Source organism: Thioalkalivibrio sp. ALJ15 (assembly GCF_000383695.1).
GTDB lineage: Bacteria > Pseudomonadota > Gammaproteobacteria > Ectothiorhodospirales > Ectothiorhodospiraceae > Thioalkalivibrio.
Genome location: NZ_KB912058.1, coordinates 240,578 through 259,799, shown reverse-complemented (window position 1 = coordinate 259,799; position 19,222 = coordinate 240,578). Strand labels below are relative to the sequence as shown.

At 67.6% G+C, this 19,222-nt stretch carries 18 protein-coding genes and 1 pseudogene; 8 read left to right on the top strand and 11 right to left on the bottom strand.

Annotated features, from left to right (window positions below):
• The first annotated feature begins 47 nt into the window (after window positions 1-47).
• Both G015_RS0108005 and G015_RS13620 read left to right on the top strand, forming a co-directional pair.
• Entirely contained in the window at window positions 48-881 is an 834-nt protein-coding gene (locus tag G015_RS0108005) for a transposase (protein WP_020146435.1), read from the top strand.
• Between the two features lie 17 nt (window positions 882-898).
• Window positions 899-1,447 (top strand): annotated as a pseudogene (locus tag G015_RS13620) (ISL3 family transposase); the annotation flags it as partial.
• A gap of 115 nt (window positions 1,448-1,562) precedes the next feature.
• On the opposite strand, the gene G015_RS0107995 reads toward G015_RS13620, so the two are convergent.
• The 6 genes from G015_RS0107995 to G015_RS0107970 form a co-directional block, all read right to left on the bottom strand.
• Window positions 1,563-2,663, bottom strand: coding sequence for a porin (locus tag G015_RS0107995; RefSeq protein WP_020146433.1), 1,101 nt, complete (start codon window positions 2,661-2,663; stop codon window positions 1,563-1,565).
• A 558-nt stretch (window positions 2,664-3,221) separates the two neighbouring features.
• Window positions 3,222-4,415: an FAD-dependent monooxygenase gene (locus G015_RS0107990; protein ID WP_020146432.1), complete on the bottom strand. Its 1,194-nt coding sequence runs from the start codon at window positions 4,413-4,415 to the stop codon at window positions 3,222-3,224.
• Window positions 4,412-5,671 carry an FAD-dependent oxidoreductase gene (locus G015_RS0107985; RefSeq protein ID WP_020146431.1) on the bottom strand — a complete coding sequence of 420 codons (1,260 nt, stop codon included), beginning with the start codon at window positions 5,669-5,671 and terminating at the stop codon, window positions 4,412-4,414. The genes G015_RS0107990 and G015_RS0107985 overlap by 4 nt, the downstream gene beginning before the upstream one ends.
• Before the next feature lie 450 nt (window positions 5,672-6,121).
• A complete protein-coding gene (gene pepP / locus G015_RS0107980; RefSeq protein ID WP_020146430.1) occupies window positions 6,122-7,486 on the bottom strand; it encodes a Xaa-Pro aminopeptidase in 1,365 nt (454 codons plus the stop codon).
• Entirely contained in the window at window positions 7,483-8,085 is a 603-nt protein-coding gene (locus G015_RS0107975) for a UPF0149 family protein (protein ID WP_018138364.1), read from the bottom strand. Before G015_RS0107975 ends, pepP begins: the two co-directional genes overlap by 4 nt.
• Window positions 8,085-8,372, bottom strand: a complete 288-nt coding sequence (locus tag G015_RS0107970) for a hypothetical protein (RefSeq protein WP_018175511.1) — start codon at window positions 8,370-8,372, stop codon at window positions 8,085-8,087. The genes G015_RS0107975 and G015_RS0107970 overlap by 1 nt, the downstream gene beginning before the upstream one ends.
• Window positions 8,373-8,617: 245 nt before the next feature.
• Here G015_RS0107970 and zapB point away from each other — a divergent pair, with 245 nt between their 5' ends.
• Entirely contained in the window at window positions 8,618-8,842 is a 225-nt protein-coding gene (gene zapB, locus G015_RS0107965) for a cell division protein ZapB (RefSeq protein WP_018138362.1), read from the top strand.
• Window positions 8,839-9,141 carry a cell division protein ZapA gene (locus tag G015_RS0107960; RefSeq protein WP_018175510.1) on the top strand — a complete coding sequence of 101 codons (303 nt, stop codon included), beginning with the start codon at window positions 8,839-8,841 and terminating at the stop codon, window positions 9,139-9,141. Before zapB ends, G015_RS0107960 begins: the two co-directional genes overlap by 4 nt.
• Window positions 9,142-9,222: 81 nt before the next feature.
• Here the strand turns inward: G015_RS0107960 and lolA are convergent, their stop codons facing one another.
• From lolA to G015_RS0107940, 4 genes are all read right to left on the bottom strand, one after another.
• Window positions 9,223-9,882, bottom strand: coding sequence for an outer membrane lipoprotein chaperone LolA (lolA, locus tag G015_RS0107955; RefSeq protein WP_020146429.1), 660 nt, complete (start codon window positions 9,880-9,882; stop codon window positions 9,223-9,225).
• Window positions 9,883-10,270: 388 nt separating this feature from the next.
• Complete coding sequence (locus tag G015_RS0107950) at window positions 10,271-12,640, bottom strand: DNA translocase FtsK (protein WP_020146428.1); 2,370 nt, start codon at window positions 12,638-12,640, stop codon at window positions 10,271-10,273.
• 25 nt (window positions 12,641-12,665) lie between these two features.
• Entirely contained in the window at window positions 12,666-13,421 is a 756-nt protein-coding gene (locus G015_RS0107945) for a DUF429 domain-containing protein (protein WP_020404934.1), read from the bottom strand.
• Window positions 13,418-14,653: a methyltransferase domain-containing protein gene (locus tag G015_RS0107940; protein ID WP_020146427.1), complete on the bottom strand. Its 1,236-nt coding sequence runs from the start codon at window positions 14,651-14,653 to the stop codon at window positions 13,418-13,420. The genes G015_RS0107945 and G015_RS0107940 overlap by 4 nt, the downstream gene beginning before the upstream one ends.
• 166 nt (window positions 14,654-14,819) lie before the next feature.
• Here G015_RS0107940 and G015_RS0107935 point away from each other — a divergent pair, with 166 nt between their 5' ends.
• Both G015_RS0107935 and G015_RS0107930 read left to right on the top strand, forming a co-directional pair.
• Window positions 14,820-15,146, top strand: coding sequence for a hypothetical protein (locus G015_RS0107935; RefSeq protein ID WP_020146426.1), 327 nt, complete (start codon window positions 14,820-14,822; stop codon window positions 15,144-15,146).
• Between the two features lie 304 nt (window positions 15,147-15,450).
• The gene (locus tag G015_RS0107930) at window positions 15,451-15,801 is read left to right on the top strand and encodes a hypothetical protein (RefSeq protein WP_020146425.1); all 351 of its coding nucleotides are present in this window, start codon (window positions 15,451-15,453) and stop codon (window positions 15,799-15,801) included.
• A gap of 35 nt (window positions 15,802-15,836) precedes the next feature.
• Here the strand turns inward: G015_RS0107930 and G015_RS0107925 are convergent, their stop codons facing one another.
• The gene (locus G015_RS0107925) at window positions 15,837-17,630 is read right to left on the bottom strand and encodes a potassium/proton antiporter (RefSeq protein WP_020146424.1); all 1,794 of its coding nucleotides are present in this window, start codon (window positions 17,628-17,630) and stop codon (window positions 15,837-15,839) included.
• A 190-nt stretch (window positions 17,631-17,820) separates the two neighbouring features.
• Between G015_RS0107925 and lexA the strand changes: the two genes are divergently transcribed.
• Window positions 17,821-18,438: a transcriptional repressor LexA gene (gene lexA / locus G015_RS0107920; RefSeq protein ID WP_028490904.1), complete on the top strand. Its 618-nt coding sequence runs from the start codon at window positions 17,821-17,823 to the stop codon at window positions 18,436-18,438.
• A gap of 4 nt (window positions 18,439-18,442) precedes the next feature.
• Window positions 18,443-19,066, top strand: coding sequence for a translesion DNA synthesis-associated protein ImuA (imuA, locus tag G015_RS0107915; protein ID WP_020146422.1), 624 nt, complete (start codon window positions 18,443-18,445; stop codon window positions 19,064-19,066).
• Window positions 19,067-19,222: the final 156 nt, after the last annotated feature.

Here is a 19,222-nt window from a genome sequence, read left to right as displayed (position 1 = left end):
CACTTTGAGGTGTACTCCGTCCTCAGGGATATGCCGGAGGGACAAGGATGGTCCGACCACTACGCCTGGAGTACCCGTGGGCGCTGTACCACGTCACCGCGCGCGGCGACCGCCGCGGATGGATCTACATGGATGCGGTGGATCATCAGCGATTTCTCGACACCCTGGCTCAAGCCGTACAGCGATATAACTGGGTCCTGTCCGCGTACTGCCTGATGGGCAATCACTATCACCTGCTCGTTGAAACCCCGGACGCGAACCTCTCCCGCGGCATGCAGTGGCTCAATGGCGTCTACACACAGCGGTTCAACCGCAGGCATAGTCGCGTGGGGCACGTTCTCCAGGGCCGGTACAAGGCGATCCTGGTGGAACGCGAGTCCTACCTGCTCGAACTGGCGCGCTACATCGTGCTCAATCCGGTCCGCGCCCATCTCGTCGAACGTCCTGCGGATTGGGAATGGAGCAGTTACACCGCGACGGCCGGGCTGACCAGCGCACCACCGTGGCTGACGACGGATCGCGTACTGGATCAATTCGGACCGAAACCTTCGGCCGCATATCAGCAATTTGTCGCCGAGGGCATCGGCAAAGAATCCCCGTGGAGCCAACTGCAGGCACAGCTTTATCTCGGCTCCGATGATTTCATCGAACGTCAGCTATCACACCGCCAAGGCGAACCCGAGATCGAACATCCCAAAGCACAGCAGCGCCCCACCCCGCCACCCCTCAACGAACTAGCAGCACGGTATCCACGCAACGAGGCCATCCAGCACGCCTACGCCAGCGGCGGGTACACCCTGAAGAACATCGGTGACTACTTCGGCCTGCACCCCTCCCGCATCAGCCGCATCGTAGCGAAAAAGGCAAAAGGCAAGGTCTGACCCCTCTGCCTCACGGACGGGCGCAGTGTCCTCGGGCCGAGATCGTCTACGACCTGTTCCATGTGGTGGCCAAGTATGGCCGCGAGGTCATCGACCGGGTGCGCGTTGACGAGGCGAAGCGTCTGGGCGAGGACCGACAGGCCCGTCGCGTGATCAAGTCCAGCCGCTGGTTGCTGCTGCGTAACCGGGCATCGCTGAACGCCGGCCAGGCGGTCCACCTGGACGAGCTGTTGCAGGCCAACCAGGCGTTGCTGACAGTCTATCTATTACGCGACGAGCTCAAGCGGCTCTGGTTCCAGCGCAGCCCCGAGCGCACATGCCAGGCGTGGCGGCAATGGGTGCAGCAGGCACAGGAGAGTGGCATTCATGCTCTGCAGCGCTTCGCACGCCTGCTGGAGCCCTACCTGCCCGGCATCGTCTCGCGCTGCCGGTATCGGCTGAACACCAGCGTTGTCGAAGGCATCAACAACACCATCAAGGTGATCAAACGCCGCGCCTACGGCTACCGCGACCAGGAATACTTCTTCCTCAAAATCCGCGCCGCGTTCCCCGGTAATGCGCGATGAACCACAAAAAAGCCCCGAACGGGGCCGAAGGTCGTGCATAAAAAACGGGGCCCCTGGGGGCCCCGTAAAACAAGCTGGTGCTTGTTGTTATACCGCTTGTAAGCAGTGCTCGGGCTTAGAAGGACACCCGCAGACCAGCACCAACACCGGTGAAGGAGGTGGAGCTGCTGTCATCGCCCGTCAGCACGTTAGCCGACACTGCGCGGGAGTAGCCAGGGGCGTCATTATCGTAGTCAGAGTACGCGACACCGGCGAAGCCCATCACACGGTTGCTGAAGTTGTGCTTCACGGCAATCGCGGCATAGTCGACGTTACCGGCATCGTCGTTACGGGTGTGCCCCAAGTTCAACACGAAGTCGTTGCGACCCATGGTGTAGGTACCGGACAGGAAGTAGGTGTTGCCTTCACCCTGGGTGTTGCCGTCGCCATCTTCCCACTTGAAGTCGGTCACTTCACCGACCAGGCGGAACGGCCCGGTACGGAAATCGGCACCGATCTTGGTAGCGCGGAAATCACCACCTTCAGTCGTGACGTTGCCTTGGTTGTCAAATTCCCAGGACGGATGCGCCACGTAACCATCAGCGTGGTTATGGGCGATGTACAGTTCGACCGGGTCCAGGTCAAAGTTCAGGCGAGCAGCCAGGGCGCTGTCGCTGTCGTCGGCGTTATCGACGAAGGCCGCAACGTTCAGGCTCACGATCCCGAAGCTGTTGCTGTAGGAAAGACCGTTGTCGAGATAGGAGCCTTCACCAAGGCCACCCAGAGGGGCCAGACGGGCACCGTTGGTACGACCCTGCATGAAGGTCCCGTTCAGCGGATCCTTGCCAGCGGTCACGTACGGGGAAGCCATGCGGCCGGCCTGGATGCGACCGAAGTTGCCTTCGAGACCGACGAACTGGTCACGGGCGCCACGGTTCATGCCCTGGCGGGTATCGACATCCTGCTCGACCTTCAGGAAGGCCTTCAGGCCGTTGCCCAGGTCATGGCTGGCCATCACGCCAATACGGTTCGGGTTGGCACCGTAGAGGCCACCTTCGTCCGCACCACCGACGTAACCACCGTCGTGCATGCGGAAGCCGCTATCGAGATCACCACCGCTGTGGTGGACGATCTGCGTCTGCAGCTGGCCGAACAGGGTGACGTTGGAGTCCGCGGCGGCGAAGGCCGGGACCGCGAAGGCGCCGGCAACGGCGACTGCGAGAATCTGTTTTTTCATGTTGCGTATCTCCCAGGAGAGGTGTTTGGTTCGTTTCTACGCCTGCATCCACGGTCGATGCCGCGAATGACAGGTGTTTTATATACACCACGGTGTCGCATTTCAACCCTTTGTGGCGAAAAAATGTCGATTGCGTTGGAAGTTTGCTCTGCCGCAACCGGGGAAAGGCCGTGGATACGGGCTGAAGGCAAAGCAAGATGCCGCTACAAGCTGTTGAATACATAAGGGAATGGAAAACCCCAACGACGCCGAAAAGCTGTGACGCAAGCCGCATATAAGGGTGTAGTTATATAAAGAAAATGTAGGCCACGAGGCGGCCTCGGGCATGGCATTAGCCACCCGAAACGCTGTTGCATATGCGCGACAAGGGATTGGCACGCACGCATCTCGGAAGCTTTGTTGCGAAAAGCCGACAGCTGAGGGAGAACCGGCGCCTGGGTTGTCGAGGTCGGTGGCCTTGGCTTGTAGGAGGCCAGCCCTCTGGCCGATCAAACGTCAGACCAGCCCCAATCGGCCAGAGGGCTGGCCTCCTACAGGGGGGGTGTGGCAGCGATTGCGCTAATCGAGGCCGAAGGCGCGGCGGGCGAGGCGGCGCTTGACGGGGTCGGCCTGGTCGACCAGGCGCAGGCCGAGGCCGCGTAGTTCGGGGAGACCGGCGGCCTGGGTGCCGAACAGGAGCTTGAAGCCGTCCATCGCGCGTTGCATGAAGGCGTTTTCCGGGCGGCGGGCGCGGGTGTAGGCGCGCAGGACGGTCTCCGCGCCCGGGTCGTGGCGGGCGGGGCCGCGTAACCCGTCGACCAGTGTGCGGGCGTCGGCCAGACCGAGGTTCAGGCCCTGCCCGGCCAGCGGGTGGATGGTGTGGGCGGCGTCGCCGGCCAGTACCACACGGCCGGAGTGGTAGGTCTTGGCGTGCCGGGCGGTGAGCGGGAAGCTGGCGCGCGGGGACGTTGCGGTAATCGCGCCCAGGCATCCATCGGTCTCCTGCTCCAGGGCCGCACAAAAGGCGGCGTCGTCCAGGGCCAGGGTGTCTTCGGCGGCCGGCCATTCGGGCTGCGACCAGACGATGGAGCAGCGCCCGTCCGCCAGCGGCAGGAGCGCGATGATCCGGTCCTCGACGAAGCGCTGCCAGGCGGTGTCCTGGTGCGGGTGCTCGGTGGTGATGGTCGCGACGATGCCGCGCGCATCGTAGTCGTGGCCGGTAAACGGGATACCGACGTAGTCTCGGACACGGGAACGCGCCCCGTCGGCCGCGACCAGCAGGCGGGCCGAGGCGATCGGCTGTCGTTGATCGGCGTACACATCGACCCGGTCGGGGCGGCGGTCGAGGGTTTTCCATTCGGTCTGCGGATACAGGGCAACGCCCGCGGCCTCGAGTTCGGTCCAGAGCACCGACTCGAGCGCGGCGAGTTCGACCGTCCAGCCAAGTGCCGGCACGCCCAGCGCGTCCGCATCGAAGCGGATATGGCCGGGGCCATTGGCGTCCCAGACGTACATGCCGGAGAACGCATGGGCGCGGCGCTGCTCCAGCGCCTCGCGCACGCCCAGTTCGTCCAGAAAGGCCATGGACGCGGAGTTGAGCGTGGCGACCCGCGTGACCGGCGCCGTCTCCGGATCGAACTGGGGCGCGGTGTTGCGCTCCAGGACGCCGACCCGCAGGCCCTGCCGTGCGGCGCCCAGGGCAACCGCCCCGCCGACGGCGCCCGCGCCCACGACCAGCACGTCCAGCGTTTCGTCGTGGCTGTCTTTAGTCATGGCGTGCCCAGCCCGGCTGCGGGTAGATGGGCGAGCGTATGGCGCGGCAGCGGACCTAGCCCCATTGCGGAACGGGCCAGGGCATCGCGTGCCGGGCGCAGGCGATCGACCGCCATCATGCCGGCCCCCAGCCCGTGGCCGCGCAGCCCGGCGGCGTGCAGCAGGCCCCGGGCGAGGAAATCGGTGGCCGCGACCACGCTGCCCACATCCTGTCGCCGATCCTTTGCATAGGCCTCCAGAACGGCCGCCGCACCCGGGTCAGCGGCAAACGCGGGCGTGCCATCGACTTGCCGGCCCGTGCGCAGCGCACCAAGCAGGCCCGCCACGTCGCGCAGCGACAGGTTGAGCCCCTGCCCGGCGACTGGATGCACGGAGTGCGCGGCATTGCCGAGCAGCAGCGCACGCTCGGCGACCGGGTCCGGCGCGTGGACGCGCTCCAGCGGGAAACGCACGACCGGCCCCGCCGGACGCAGGCGCCCGAGTGTCCAGCCAAAGCGGGCCTGCAACTCGCGCAGGCGTTCCGCCTCGCCCTGCTCCAGGCGCTGTTCACAAGTCTGCGGCGGCGCCACCCAGACGACATTCATGCGGCCATCGGCCTGCGGCAGCAGGGCCAGTGGCCCCTCGTCGGTGAAGCGCTCGAAGGCCTGGCCGTTGTGCGGGCGGTCCGGACGCACGTCGAACACCAAAGCATCGGCGTCGTAGCGCAGCCGCTGCACCGGCAACCCTAGGGCCTTGCGGGCCGGGGAGCTCACGCCGTCCGCCGCGAGGATCAGACGGGCGGACCAGGTCGCCTCGCCCTTTGCTCCCTGGATGTGCAGCGTCCGCCGATCGCCCTCGGACGGATCGAGGCCGGCCAGGGTCGAGTCGTAGTGCAGTTCCACGCCGGCCGCGCGGCAGGCCTCGTTCAGCATCGGGTCCAGGGCGGCGGCCGGGACGACCTGCCCGAGCGCGGCGCGTCCGTGGTCGCGCGCGTTCAGGTGGACCCGCCCCAGCCCGCCGCGACGGCTGACCACGATGGATCGGATGGGGGTGGCCTGGTCGGCCACGGAGGACCAGTAGCCGAGGTCGTCCAGCAGCTGGACGGAGCCGGCGGCCAGGGCGTAGCCGCGGGTGTCGGGGCGCGTGGTGCCGGGATTCGGCGCGGCTCCGCGCTCGAACAGGGCCACGGAGTAGCCGGCCCGCGAGAGAGTTGCGGCCGCCAGACTGCCGACCGGGCCGCCGCCGATGATAGCGATGTCGGAGGTTTGGGTGCTCATGTCAGACCGGCAGGCCGTCGTGGGCGGCCGTTCGCGGGCAAGCCCGCTCCCACAAGGGCCGGTCCCGCCGCGCCTTCGTAGGATGCCGATGAGCGCAGCGAATCGCATCCGGGGTGTGGACACGCCCCAGCGAACGGTGCGTTTCGCGGGGCTCAACGCACCCTACGGTTTTAGCGTGGGCCAGGCTTTGGCGGGAGCGAGGACCCGGAGGGGCCGTGACAATCTCCGGACGCTGGCGCAGCGGCGGGGTCCGGTGGCTGTGGAAGGTGATCGCCGCGGCGCTGCGCACCTCGCGATGACGGTACCTGGGGCCACGAACCTTCGTAGGATGCGGATGAGCGCAGCGAATCGCATCAGGGGCGAGGGCACACCCCAGCGATCGGTGCGTTTCGCGGGGCTCAACGCACCCTGCGGTTTTGGGGTTGGCCGGGTTTGGGCGGGAGCGCATGGTCAGGTCCAGCCCGGGAGGTTGCCGGCCATGCAGGCTTCGATGTCGTCCGGGGTCTTGGGGCAGGCGGCGGTGAGGACTTCGTGTCCGTCGCGGGTGACGGCGACGTCGTCCTCGATGCGGATGCCGATGCCGCGCAGGGCCTTTGGGGCCTCGGAGTACGGGCCGAAGTAGAGGCCCGGCTCCACGGTGGTCACCATGCCCGGCTCCAGCAGGCGCCAGGCGTCGCCGACGCGGTAGTCGCCGACGTCGTGCACATCCAGCCCCAGCCAGTGGCCGGTGCGGTGCATATAGAAAGGCCGGTAGGCGTGGTCCTTGAGCAGCTTGTCGAGCCGGCCCTTGAGCACGCCCATATCCTTGAGCCCGCGGGTCAGCTCGCGCACCGCGGCATCGTGCGGGTCGTTCCAGTGGTTGCCCGGGCGGGTCTGCTCGATGGCCGCGTGCTGGGCGGCCAGCACGCACTCGTAGACCTCGCGCTGGGTGTCGCTGAAACGGCCGGAGACCGGGAAGGTGCGGGTGATGTCGGAGGCGTAGCCCTGCACCTCGCAGCCGGCATCGATGAGCAGCAGGTCGCCGTCGTTCAGGACATCGCGGTTCTCGATGTAGTGCAGGATGCAGCCGTTCTCGCCACCGCCGACGATGGAGGGATATGCCGGCTCGGTGCCATGGCGGTGAAACTCGTGCAGCAGCTCGGCCTCGACCATGAACTCGGTCACGCCCGGTCGCGCCGCCTGCATCGCGCGGATATGGGCCTGGCAGGAGATCGCCGCCGCGTGGCGCATCATGCGCAGTTCCGGTGCCTTCTTGAACAGGCGCTGTTCGTGCACGTAGTGCTCGACCGCGACGTATTCATGCGGGGCCCGCACGCCGTTGCGCGCCTTCGCGCGGACCAGGTTGACCCAGCCGAACAGCCGCTGGTCCAGCGCCTCGTCACGCCCGAACGGGGCACACAGCACGCGCCGATTCTCCATCAGGCCCGGCAGGATCTCGTCGATGTCCTCGATCGGGAACGCGCACTCCGCGCCGTAATGTTCCATCGCCCCGTCCGGTCCGGCGCGCCGCCCCTGCCAGGTCTCCTGCGTGGGGTCGCGGTCGCGGCAGAACAGGATGTACTCCCCGGCCTCGCGTCCGGGGACGAACACGGCGACCGCATCCGGCTCCGGGAAGCCCGTCAGATAGAGGAAGTCGCTGTTCTGTCGAAACGGGTAGTCGACATCGCGATTGCGCACCTGCTCGTGCGCCGCGGGCACCACGATGATCGAGTCGCCACCCACGCCGCGCATCAGGCGCTGACGCCGCCGGGCGAACTCGGCCAGGGTGATGGTCGGGGTCTTGCCGGGCAGCGGGGGGCGCGTGGGGGCATTCATTGCATCGGGATCCGTTTCGGGTCGTCCGGGGCGAGCTCGTCGGCGATCAGCAATACACCGACGCGCACATATTCGTTGAGTTCCTCGAAGGCGGCGGCGTTGTCTTCGTCGTCCTCCGGCTCCAGTTCGATGCGCGCAATCTCGGCAAAGTCGCGCAGGATTTCGCTGGCCTCGGCCGAGGGCTTCATCTGCTGTAGCCGGGGCATCTGCCCGAAACCCGAGATAAAGCCGTCGACCCACTCGGACAGGGCCTGGGCACGCGCCTCGATCGGCTCGTCCTCCGGCAGCAGGGGCCCGAAGCCGAGCTCGACGTCGTACAGCTGCGCCAGCAGTGCCCGGCGGATCGCCTCCACCGTCGCGCGGAAGTCGTCCGGCGCGGCATCGGTCAGCGGCAGCGCCTCGCCCAGGCTTTGTTCCAGCGCCTCGACATCCGCGCCGGGGTCCGCGACCACACAGCCGGTGAACAGCCCGTGGGCGGAGGCCGGCGTTTGCGCGAAGCCCATGCGGCGCAGGCCATGCGCGAGCTGCTCGGCCAGCGCGGTCGGGTCGGATTCAAGGCCGCCGCGCGCCTTGGTCGATTCGCCGGTCGGAGCAGCCATCAGAAGGACTCCAGACGGGCTTCGTACGGAAACAGCAGGAAGCGGTAGAGGTCGTCACCGACCTGCAGATGGGTGAACTGCGGCTCGCCCAGCTTGATCGCGCTGGACCCGGTGGCCGACAGCGCATTCAGACCAAAGCGCTTCTCCGCGATCAGGTCCGCCAGCAGCTGCTCCAGATCCGCGCGCGGGATCGCCCCGGTATTGTCCACGATGCGGCAGGGCTTGCCGTTGTGGGCGGTGCCCTCGATCACGGTGGCCTGCGGGTCGGGTTCGGGGGGCTGGGTCATGGGCGCGGCAGTTCCTGAGAAATGATATGCCGCCTATTGTGACCAGCCCGCCATAGGAGTCGCAACAAAGCGCCGTGTCCGCGCGCGTTTGGCCCTGTCGCCGCCGGCAGTCGCGGATGGCAATAGTGAAGGCGCTCCCGCAAAAAGGTCACACAAGTTGACGATTTGCGGGGGGGCCTCCTAGACTCCATGGACTACGTCGCGCGCCGTGCGCGGTCGCCTTCACCGAACCGGGGCCTGTCGCCATGTCGTCCGAGGATTCCAGCCACGATCCCGTCGAGCGCCTCGAGACCGCGATTACGCGGCTGCTCGATGAACATGCCGCCCTGCGCGAGGAGAACAATCTGCTGCACGAGCAGATTCGTCAGCTCAAAAGCGAGCGCGCGGCCTTCAAGGAACGCAACGAACAGGCCCGCCACCGGGTCGAGACGATGATCGCCCGCCTGCGGTCGATGGAGCACAGCGAATGAGCCAGTCCGAACCCGTACGCGTCTCGATCCTGGGCAAGGAATATCAGATCGCCTGCCCACCCGAGGAACGCGCCGACCTGTTCGCCTCCGCCTCCCTGGTCGACGAGCGCATGCGCGAACTGCGCGACACCGGCCGCGTGGTCGGCGCCGAGCGCATTGCCGTGATGGTGGCGCTGAACCTCGCTCACGAGATGCTCGACTGTCAGGAGCAGCTCAAACGTGCCGAGCAGACCGGCCCGGCCCGCATCACCGCCATCGCCGACCGCATCGAACAGTCACTGGGCACGCCCCGCTCCTGAATCCCCCCCACCCCCGCGCCGTAGGATGGGATGAGCCAGGCGAATCCCATCAAGGGTTCCCACGGCGCGGCGAATGGTGCGTTACGGCCGATAGATATCCACCCCGGATGGCGGATCAAAGGTGAACACGGACTCGTCGACCGGCGCATTGCGCTCGCTTCGCTCGAAGTGAATCTCGGTCTCCTGACCAAAGATGTCGCGAAAGGCCATGCGGGTCAGGTCACCATCCGGCGTCAGGTCCAGCTCGAGATGCGTAAAGTCCGCCTGTTCGTTGCGCGGGATCAGTAGCAGGCGCAGGGCCGAGGCATCCCGTACCGGCAGCACATCCATGCGGAAGTGTTCGTCCAGCCGCTCGGGCTGGGTGATCGCCGCGATCGGTGTCGCATCGAAGGCATCCCCCAGCGGGCGCACGGTCGCCTGCGCCAGGTCCGGGTCATAGGTCCACAGGTCCTCGCCATCGGACACGATCGTCTGCGGGAAGGGCTCGGTCACCTCCCAGCGCAAGCGGTTGGGCATGCCCAGCTGCATCGAGCCATCGGACTCCTGCAGCACATAGCCGGTCTCGTCGCGTGCCGTCTGCGTGAACTCGGCCGTAAAGGTCTCCAGCCCCTCGACAAAACGGTCCAGCGCCGCGCGCGCATCCGGCGCCGGGCCGCGCTCGGCCGCCAGCGGTCCAGCGAACAGGAACATCGTCGTCGCGGCCAGGGCGAGCAGCAGGCGGGAAACAAGTCGGACAGTCATGCGGGCTCCAGTTGCATGTTTACGATGATCCTGCGCCCGGTCGCTTAACCGGGCGTGAATGCCACAACAGAAAGGTCGAGCCGGATCACAGGATCCGGTACATGGACCCGGCCGAGCGTTAGGGAAACACTGATTAATGTACACACTCGCGTTGGCACCCCAGGTTTTCCGAGACAAGGCGCGTCGCGCAGCGGGTAGTGGTTCTACCTGCAAGCGGCGCAACGCAGGATCGGGGAACCTGGGGTGCCAACCCCGAAGGGGCTCGGCCGCTTTTGCGCGCGCACGGCGTTGCGGCTCCCTTGTGCAGAATGACTGCACGGCAGTCACCGCGCCTTGTTCGCACGCAAAAGCGACTCGAGCGCGAGCGTGTACATTGATCAGTGTTTCCCTAGTCGTTCGGCCCCGGGACCAGGACCTCGCGATTGCCATTGGACTGCACCGGGCTGACCAGCCCGGCGGCCTCCATGTCCTCGACCATGCGCGCGGCACGGTTGTAGCCGATCTTCAGGCGGCGCTGGATGAACGAGATCGAGGCCTTGCGCGTCTCGATCACGATCTGCACGGCCTGGTCGTAAAGCGGGTCGGTCTCCGTCTCGCCATCGCCCGGTGCCTCCAGCCCCGGGATCGCGGCGGCCCCGGCCTCCGGCTCGTCGAGGATCGCCTCGTTGTAGTTCGGCTCGCCGGTAGATTTCAGGTACTCCACCACCTGATGGACCTCGTTGTCGCCGACGAAGGCACCATGCACGCGCTCCGGCATCGCCTTGCCCGGCGGCAGGTAGAGCATGTCGCCGTGGCCCAGCAGGTGCTCGGCCCCCATCTGGTCGAGGATGGTGCGCGAGTCCACGCGCGAGGAGACCTGGAAGGCGATACGGCTGGGGATGTTCGCCTTGATCAGGCCGGTGATCACGTCCACCGACGGGCGCTGGGTGGCCAGGATCAGGTGGATGCCGGCGGCGCGTGCCTTCTGCGCCAGGCGTGCGATCAACTCCTCCACCTTCTTGCCCACCACCATCATCATGTCGGCGAACTCGTCGACCACGATCACGATGAACGGCAACGGCTCCAGATCCGGCGCCTCGGTCTCGGTCAGCGCCTCCTCCGGCTTGAACAGCGGATCCTTCAGCGGCTCGCCGGCGGCCTCGGCATCGCGCACCTTTTTGTTGAAGCCGCCGATGTTGCGCACGCCCATCGCGGACATCAGCTTGTAGCGCCGCTCCATCTCCGCCACCGCCCAGCGCAGGGCGTTGGAGGCATCCTTCATGTCGGTCACGACCTCGCACAGAAGGTGCGGGATGCCGTCGTACACCGACAGCTCCAGCATCTTCGGGTCGATCAGGATCAAGCGCACGTCGTCCGGCGTGGACTTGTACAGCAGCGACAGCAGCATCGCGTTCACGCCGACCGACTTACCCGAGCCGGTCGTCCCGGCCACCAGCAGGTGCGGCATCTTCGCCAGATCCGCCATCACCGGGCCACCGCCGATGTCCTTGCCGAGCGCCATGGTCAGCGGCGACTTGTTCGCGTCGAACAGCTCCGAGCGCAGGATCTCCGAGAGCGCCACGATCTCGCGGTTCTCGTTCGGGATCTCCAGGCCCACGGTGGACTTGCCCGGGATCACCTCGACGATGCGCACCGCCATCACCGACAGCGAGCGCGCCAGATCGGTGGACAGCCCCGAGATGCGCGAGGCCTTGACCCCGGCGGCCGGCTGCAGCTCGAAGCGCGTGATCACCGGGCCCGGCTGCACCGCGACCACCTCGACCTCCACGCCAAAGTCCTTCAGCTTCAGCTCGACCAGGCGCGAGAGTGCCTGCAGCGACTCCTCCGAGAAGCCATCCGGCGGGGGTGGCGCCTCGTCCAGCAGGGACAGCGGCGGACGCGGATCGGCCCCGGACCCTTCGGTGAACAGCGGGACCTGCTTTTCCTTCTGTACGCGCGGGCTGGGCGCGGGCGCCTCGATGCGCGGCTCCACGCGCGAGGGCGCGCGCTTCTCGGTGCGCTTGCGCTCCTTTTCCACCCGCGTCTCGCGCTCGGCCCGCTCGCGCGCGCCGATGCGGCGATCCCGGGCCGAATCCAGCTGAGCGCGAAGCCGCTCGAAGCCACGGATGGTCAACTGACCCAGCCGGTCCATCAGCAGGAACCAGGACAGGCCCGTGAACAGCGTCACCCCGGCCAGGAACAGCGCCAGCAGCACCAGCGTCGCCCCGACCAGGCTCAGCCCGGCCACGGCCCAGCCGGCGAACAGGTCTCCGAGGATGCCGCCCGCGTGCACCGGCATCCCGCCGGGAAGCAGGTGCAGCGCGGCCAGCGCCGCGCCCGAGATCAGTGCCACAATCAGCGCGACCCCGCGCACGGTCAGTTCCATCGGGCTGGCGATCCGCGCCTCGCGGCGATGCCGGAACAGCCACCAGCCGATGCCGCCGACCGCCAGCGGAATCAGGTAGGCCAGATAGCCCAGCAGGTGAAACGCGATGTCCGCAAACCAGGCGCCGGTGGTGCCACCCAGGTTGCGCAGGCTCTCGCCATCGCCGGTGGTGGACCAGGCCGCATCGCCCGGGTGATAGCTCACCAGGGCGACCAGCAGATAAAGCGCCAGCATGCCGAAGATCAGCAGCGCACCCTCGCGCAGCCCGCGCAGCAACTGCCCGCTCAGGCTGGGTGCCGCAGCCGGCTCTGCCGTCTTCCTGCCCTTGCCCCTGGATTTGGCCTTGCTTGCGGCCATGCGCTCCCCATTGTGTTCGGCCCGCGACACGGGCATTGCGAATCATCGCGCAGTTTACCGATTAAGACGTCGTTCGTGGGGGCCGATCTCCCTCCCTGCGAAACGGGTCCGGATCGGCCGACCAGATCCAGCCCTCGCGGCCCGCCAGCGCCGCCTCATCCGCGGTCGGCGCGACTGCGTGTCCGGCCAGGAAATCGACCCCGGCCAGCACGCACAGCGCCGCATCCAGCGTATCGTCGGTGGCGACACTCAGGTCTGGCACGGGCCCCTCGAAGGCCTCGGGCAGCCGGGCCCGGACATCGACACGGGTATCCCAGCCACGGACCCTGCGCAGGGCGGCCGGATACACCTCGATCGCAGCTGAATCGGCAACCGGCCCAGCAACCCGGGGCAGCGGAAGCGCCCGTCCGCTCTGGTCGCGCAGCGCTTGCAGCAGATTGACCGCCGCCAGCGCAGTGCGCGCGATGAAGTTCGCCCCCACCTCCAGCGGGCGCTTGCCGAGGCGCTCCCGAATCACCCGGTCGGTATGGCGGTGGAACATCGCATCCGCGTCCGCCGTAATGCCCGCACCGGCCTGGTGCCCCGACAGTTCCCGCGCCAGGGCGCTGGGCCAGCCGAGCGGGGCATCCAGGCACAGCAGAACGGGTCCCGGCGTATCCATCCAGCCGGCCACGATCGCGGCCGCCGGCTCGCTCGGGTGCGCGCGGCGGGCTTCCTCCAGGCGCAAGTCGTCGCCGGACCAGCGGGCACAGGCCAGCCCGGTCTTGCGCGGCTGGGTGGCACAGTCGACGCCGATGATGCGGATGGGGTTGCTCACGGACACCGGCCCCAGACCGCGAACACCGGGTCGGCATAATCCAGGCGCCCGGCATAAGGGTCGTCCGGCGGGCGCGGCAGGCCGCGCAGCGAGAGCGTGGAAAGGTCGTCGAACCCTGCGCGCAGGAACAAATCGAGCACCAGCCCCATACGCTCGAAGTCATACAACGGCTCCCAGACCGCAATCGCCTTGGTCGGGAAGCAGCGATCGGAGAACGTCACCACGAACACCCCACCCGGGCGCAGAAGCTCGCGCACCGAGGCGAATACCGCCTGTGGATGCGTCAGGTACTCCACCGAGGCGGTACACACGACCGCGTCGAAACTCGCGGGCGGCAGAGGAATCGCCGGCTGTCGGTTCAGGTCGTGCACCAGAGCCTGATCCAGGGTCTCGTTGGCGGCCAGCTCCTCGTGGTTCATGCCCAGCCCGGTAACTGCCCCCGGGGACTGCAGGCGGTCCAGATGCGATGCCCAACTGCTCATCAGGTCCAGCACCCGCGCACCCTGCGGGATCAGCGTGGCGTACAGCTCCGCGATCCGGGCACGGGCCGTGGCGTCCAGGTGATGCACCATGCGCGGCCCTGCGTAGAACTCGCGATCAGGCGCGGGATCCTCGCGCTCGCAGGCATCTCCGGACCAGAAGTCCGTCGGCCGCCCGTGCCAGCGCGCCTGCATCCCTGGGCCGCGCGCGGTCAGCATCTGGGTAACGTCCACCACCCGATCGTCGTCGCGCCCCTGCTCGCGGCACGCCAGCACCCGGGCGCGCAGCTGCAGGTCCACGCCCGCCAGCGGATGGTTCAGGTCCGCGACGAGCCGCGCGTCCTCCAGCGCGCCAACGCGGAACAGCTCGCGGTCGCCGGCCTCGACGCCGGCATGGCCGGCGATGAACGCACGCGGATAGAAACGCCCGGCCCGGGGTTCCACCACCCGATGCCGGCGCAGGCGGCGATTGAACGCCGCTGGCGGCAGTTCGACCTCCCCGGCCGGGTCCCACCCCGGGACCAAAGGTGCCCCCGGAACGTCTACTGCCTCGCCGACATCCACGCCGGCCAGCTGCGACCCGATGGCGTCCGGCCAGACGTCGTGCGCCGGCATCAGCCACGGCAGGAACAGGCACTCGCGATGCCGCGCCTCGGCACTGCTCCAGTCCAGGGTAAAACCGACATCCAGCGCCGGGCGCGGCGTACCCATGGCCGTTGGCGCGCGTTCCGGGCAGGCAAAGGGGTCGTACATGGATCCGTGTTTCCCTCGCGACATTCCGGGTATGGTACGGCGAACAGGACTGCGTTTCGTCTGCAGCCGCTGCCAGGATCAGCGGCATGGGTCTGGGCACCCGGCAGGCGTTGCTGAGATACTCGACACAATCAGGCAAGTGAATCAGACAACCAGGGGTCACCCAATGGCCGAAACATTTCTGGTAGCCATCGTCGATCAGGACCGCGAGGATCTGGCGCTGGCGATCGCCGCCGAGGAAGGCAGCATGGACGGCACGGTGATGCATGGCTCGGGGCTCGGCTTTCCGGACCACATGACCTTTCTCGGCGTGACCTACCAGGGCCGCGAGTCGGTCTGCATCTGGGAGCTGGACGAGCAACGCGCCGAGCGCATCGCCCGCCGCCTGAACCTGGAACTGGACCTGCTGCAGCCGTACAACGGTCTGGCCTTCACGCTGGATGCCCAGGCCCTGGCGGGCATGCAGTTCGTCGGTGGCCCTGCCCAACCCTAAGGAAACACTGATCAATGTACACGCTCGCGTTGGTACCCCAGGTTTTCCGAGACCAGGCGCGGTGCGCAGCCGGTAGTGGTTCTACCGGCAAGGGCCGCAACGCAGGATCGGGGAACCTGGGGTACCAACCCCACAAGCCATTGAATGCAAGGGCTCGGCCGCTTTTGCGCGCGCACGGCGTTGCGGCTCCCTTGTGCAGAATGACTGCACGGCAGTCACCGCGCCTTGTTCGCACGCAAAAGCGACTCGAGCGCGAGCGTGTACATTAATCAGTGTTTCCCTAATCTCCTGCGCGAGGAACGCCATGCAATTCGTACTGCTCGCCGCCGTGGTCCCGCGCAACCGGGCCGACCGCGCCATCGAGACCGTCCGCCGCGAGGGCGCGGCCGGCCTGACGCTGCTGGAGGGACAGGGTATTGCCCAGTTGCGCCGCTCACCGATCATGGACCTGAAGGACTCCGCGGCCCGCAACGTGCTGCTGATGGTCCTGGAGGCCAGCCTCGCCGAACGACTGCTGAAACGCCTGGACGAAGAACTCGCGCTGAGCGAGGTGGGGAACGGCTTCGCATTCACCCTGCCGATCAAGGACATCGCCGGGATCAAGCCGGAGCAGATCGAGCACCTGCGCAAGACACTGGAGCAGGGTTCACCGTAGAGGCCTCTACTCGGTACACAGGATTCCGAGTAGCGCTACCTCTTCTTCGGGGCACTACGCCCGCGCAGTGCCCGCCACCAGCCGTACCACGGCAGGGTGAGCCCGTCGCCCCCGGCCCCGTGGCGCAGGAAGGCCAAACCCGCCTGCGTAACCTGCCCGGCCTCGTCGACCTCGCGCACGATCAGGTCCGCGGACCCGAAACTCACCCGGTCGCCCACGATCGGGTCCCCCGGGAGTTCCTGCGCCAGGTATTCGCCGATGGTCCGCTGCGCGTCCACGCCATCGCAGGACACCCCGTACATCTCGCACAAATCGGCCAGCGGCTTCTCCGGATGCAGCGGCAGTTCGCCGAAGAACTCCGAGTCTTCGTGGTCGGGGATGCGCGGGCTGGCGAACAGGCGATCCAGCAACGGCACATGCTCCGGCACGACGAAGATGTAGACATAGTCCCCCGGCGTCAGATGCCCGGCCTGCTGATAGCGCACCGAACGCCCCTCGCGCACCACCAGCGACGGGCGCGCCCAGCGTGGCAGGCGTGCCCCGCGCAGCACCGGGCTGTCCTCGATCACGCGATATACCGCCAACTCGTGCCGGGGACTGCCGGGGAGTTCGAGTTGCACACGCTCGACAGGGCCCATCTCCGGCGGCACCACCAGCCCGAGCCGCTCGGCCACCGGGCGAATCGTCCAGCCCTGCACCAGTAGCGAGACCAGCACCATCATGAACACGATATTGAAGAACACCTCTCCGCCCTCGACCCCGGCCACCATCGGCAGGATCGCCAGCAGGATCGACACCGCCCCGCGCAGGCCCACCCAGGAGACGAACGCGGTGCTGCGCCAGTCCTGGCGAAAGGGCAGCAGGCACAACCAAACCGCCAGCGGCCGCGCCACCAGGATCAGCACCAGGCCCAGCGCCAGGGCCGGCAACGCCAGCGACGGAAACTCCGAGGGTGTGGCCAGCAGCCCCAGGATCAGGAACATGCTGATCTGCGCCAGCCAGGTCAGCCCCTGCTGCTGTCGGTGCAGCTTCGCCGCGCCCCGCATCTTGCGGTTGCCCGCCACGATGCCCGCCACATAGGCGGCCAGGAACCCGCTGCCCCCCAGCCACCCGGCCAGCGCGAACAGGCTGACCGCGCCGGCCATTACCGCGATGGGATAAAGCCCCTCCTCCAGCGGCAGGCGGTTGACCAGTTCCACCAGCAGATAGCCACCCACCACACCCAGCAGGAGGCCCAGCCCCATCTGCCACAGGAATTCCGTGGCGAACAGCGTAGCCAGACCGCCGGCCGTGGTGCCGGACAGGATCCACTCGATGAAGACCACGGTCAGGAAGATCGCCATTGGGTCGTTGGAGCCCGACTCCACTTCCAGGATGGAGCGTACGCGGCGGTTGATCTTCACCCCGCCCACCCGCAGCAGGAAGAACACCGCCGCGGCATCCGTGGAACTGATCAGGGCCCCCAACAGCAGCGCATAGCCCCAGGGCAGATCCAGCAACCAGTGGGCGGCCGCGCCCAGCAACAGCGTGGTCAGGGCGACCCCGACCGTGGCCAGCACGATGGCCGGGCCCGCCGCCCGGCGCAGGGTTCGCAGCCGGGTGCCAAAGCCGGAGTCGAACAGGATCACGGCCAGCGCAAGGCTGCCGATCAGGAACGCGGTATTGGGGTCATCGAACTCGAGCCCGAGGCCGTCTTCGCCGGCGAGCAGGCCGATGCCCAGGAACACGAGCAACAGCGGTGCACCCAGCCGGAACGACAGCGCCGACGTCAGCACCGAGACCACGATCAGCCCGGCGCCAATCAGGATCAGCGGAAAAATCCAGTCCATCAAATCCCTTTATTTCTTTCGGACCCACATGCGGGCCATCATCGCATGATCATCCTGTAACCGACCTCCAGGGGGCGCCCCCGGACAAGAATCAGCCGCTCTCAATGCGCTCGACGAGTCCTTGCACTTGCCTCGGCCCCGGCCACGGAATACTGTATTTATGAACAGTTATCCGTGGAGTACACCCGCCGTGTCCCTGACCGCGCGCCAGCAGGCCATCCTCGACTACATCACCGAGACCGTCGCCACCCAGGGCACGGCCCCGACGCGCAGCGAGATCGCCCGTGCCTTTGGCTTTCGCTCGCCCTATGCAGCCGAATGCCACTTGAAGGCCCTGGAGAAAAAGGGCGCGATCGAGCTGGTGGGCGGGGCCGCGCGCGGTATCCGCCTGGCCGGTGCGCATGCGGCCCGCCCGGCCGAACTGCCTCTGGTCGGGCGCGTAGCCGCCGGCTCGCCGATCCTCGCCACCGAGCATATCGAACGCCACTACCGGATCGACGACAGCCTGTTCCGGGCCCGCCCGGACTACCTGCTGCGCGTGCATGGCGAGAGCATGCGCGACGCCGGCATCCTCGATGGCGACCTGCTGGCCGTCCGCCAGACCCCGGAGGCCCGCCCCGGCCAGATCGTCGTGGCCCGCATCGAGGACGAGGTGACGGTCAAGCGCTTCGAGCAGGACGGTGCCCGCGTGCGCCTGCTGCCGGAGAACCCCGACTTCGCCCCGATCGAGATCGACCTGGAGCGCCAGGAGCTGGCGATCGAGGGTATCGGGGTCGGCGTACTGCGCGATCTTGAAGCGCAGGGCTAAGCCCGTGCCCGGCATTGATGCCCTGCTCGATCATCCGGCGTTGTGGCGCGGGCGCAGCGCAGTCCCTGCCGCGAATGCCCCGGTCTGGCCGAGTGGTCACCCGGCGCTGGACCGGGTCTTGGGGGGCGGCTGGCCGCGCGGCCAGCTGATCGAACTCCTGGGCGCCCCCTTTGGCTGTGGCGAGACCCGTCTGCTGGTCCCCATGCTCGCGGCCTGCGGTCGCGAGGGGTACTGGATCGCACTGCTGGCGCCGCCCGCCACGCCCTGGCTGCCGGGCTGGCAGCCGCTTGGCATCCCACCGGAACGGTTGCTGCTGATCCGCACCGAACACGACCGCGACACCCTCTGGGCCGGCGAACAATGCCTGCGCGACCCGGCCTTCGGGGTCCTACTGGCCTGGCTGGGCGGCCCGGTGGAAACCGCGTTGTTGCGTCGGCTGCGCCTGGCCGCGGCCGAAAGCCAGGCCTGCGCCATCCTGTACCGCCCGCCGCGCGCCGCGGAGCAGCCCTCCCCGGCCCATCAGCGCCTGCGCTGGCAGCCCGCCACCGACGGCCTCGAACTGAACTGCCTGAAGGGCATCGGCGACTGGGCCCGTTCCGGCCAGGCCCTGCACATCCCGGTGCCCTGAGATGGGCCATCCGGAGCGACCACAAGCCGTCCCGCACCCGCGTGCCTCGCGCCCGGCCCGCGCATGGCACCAGGCAGCACTGATTCCGCCCTCGATTGCACCCTCGGAGCATCCAGCGGAGTCCGGCCCTGCCCCACGGATCGGACCACGCTCAGC

Excerpts from the sequence above, each read along its gene's own strand:
- G015_RS0108005 (WP_020146435.1), top strand. The coding sequence starts at position 48 with ATGGTCCGACCACTACGCCTGGAGTACCCGTGGGCGCTGTACCACGTC.
- G015_RS0107995 (WP_020146433.1), bottom strand. The coding sequence starts at position 2,663 with ATGAAAAAACAGATTCTCGCAGTCGCCGTTGCCGGCGCCTTCGCGGTC.
- G015_RS0107990 (WP_020146432.1), bottom strand. The coding sequence starts at position 4,415 with ATGACTAAAGACAGCCACGACGAAACGCTGGACGTGCTGGTCGTGGGC.
- G015_RS0107985 (WP_020146431.1), bottom strand. The coding sequence starts at position 5,671 with ATGAGCACCCAAACCTCCGACATCGCTATCATCGGCGGCGGCCCGGTC.
- pepP (WP_020146430.1), bottom strand. The coding sequence starts at position 7,486 with ATGAATGCCCCCACGCGCCCCCCGCTGCCCGGCAAGACCCCGACCATC.
- G015_RS0107975 (WP_018138364.1), bottom strand. The coding sequence starts at position 8,085 with ATGGCTGCTCCGACCGGCGAATCGACCAAGGCGCGCGGCGGCCTTGAA.
- G015_RS0107970 (WP_018175511.1), bottom strand. The coding sequence starts at position 8,372 with ATGACCCAGCCCCCCGAACCCGACCCGCAGGCCACCGTGATCGAGGGC.
- zapB (WP_018138362.1), top strand. The coding sequence starts at position 8,618 with ATGTCGTCCGAGGATTCCAGCCACGATCCCGTCGAGCGCCTCGAGACC.
- G015_RS0107960 (WP_018175510.1), top strand. The coding sequence starts at position 8,839 with ATGAGCCAGTCCGAACCCGTACGCGTCTCGATCCTGGGCAAGGAATAT.
- lolA (WP_020146429.1), bottom strand. The coding sequence starts at position 9,882 with ATGACTGTCCGACTTGTTTCCCGCCTGCTGCTCGCCCTGGCCGCGACG.
- G015_RS0107950 (WP_020146428.1), bottom strand. The coding sequence starts at position 12,640 with ATGCCCGTGTCGCGGGCCGAACACAATGGGGAGCGCATGGCCGCAAGC.
- G015_RS0107940 (WP_020146427.1), bottom strand. The coding sequence starts at position 14,653 with ATGTACGACCCCTTTGCCTGCCCGGAACGCGCGCCAACGGCCATGGGT.
- G015_RS0107935 (WP_020146426.1), top strand. The coding sequence starts at position 14,820 with ATGGCCGAAACATTTCTGGTAGCCATCGTCGATCAGGACCGCGAGGAT.
- G015_RS0107930 (WP_020146425.1), top strand. The coding sequence starts at position 15,451 with ATGCAATTCGTACTGCTCGCCGCCGTGGTCCCGCGCAACCGGGCCGAC.
- G015_RS0107925 (WP_020146424.1), bottom strand. The coding sequence starts at position 17,630 with ATGGACTGGATTTTTCCGCTGATCCTGATTGGCGCCGGGCTGATCGTG.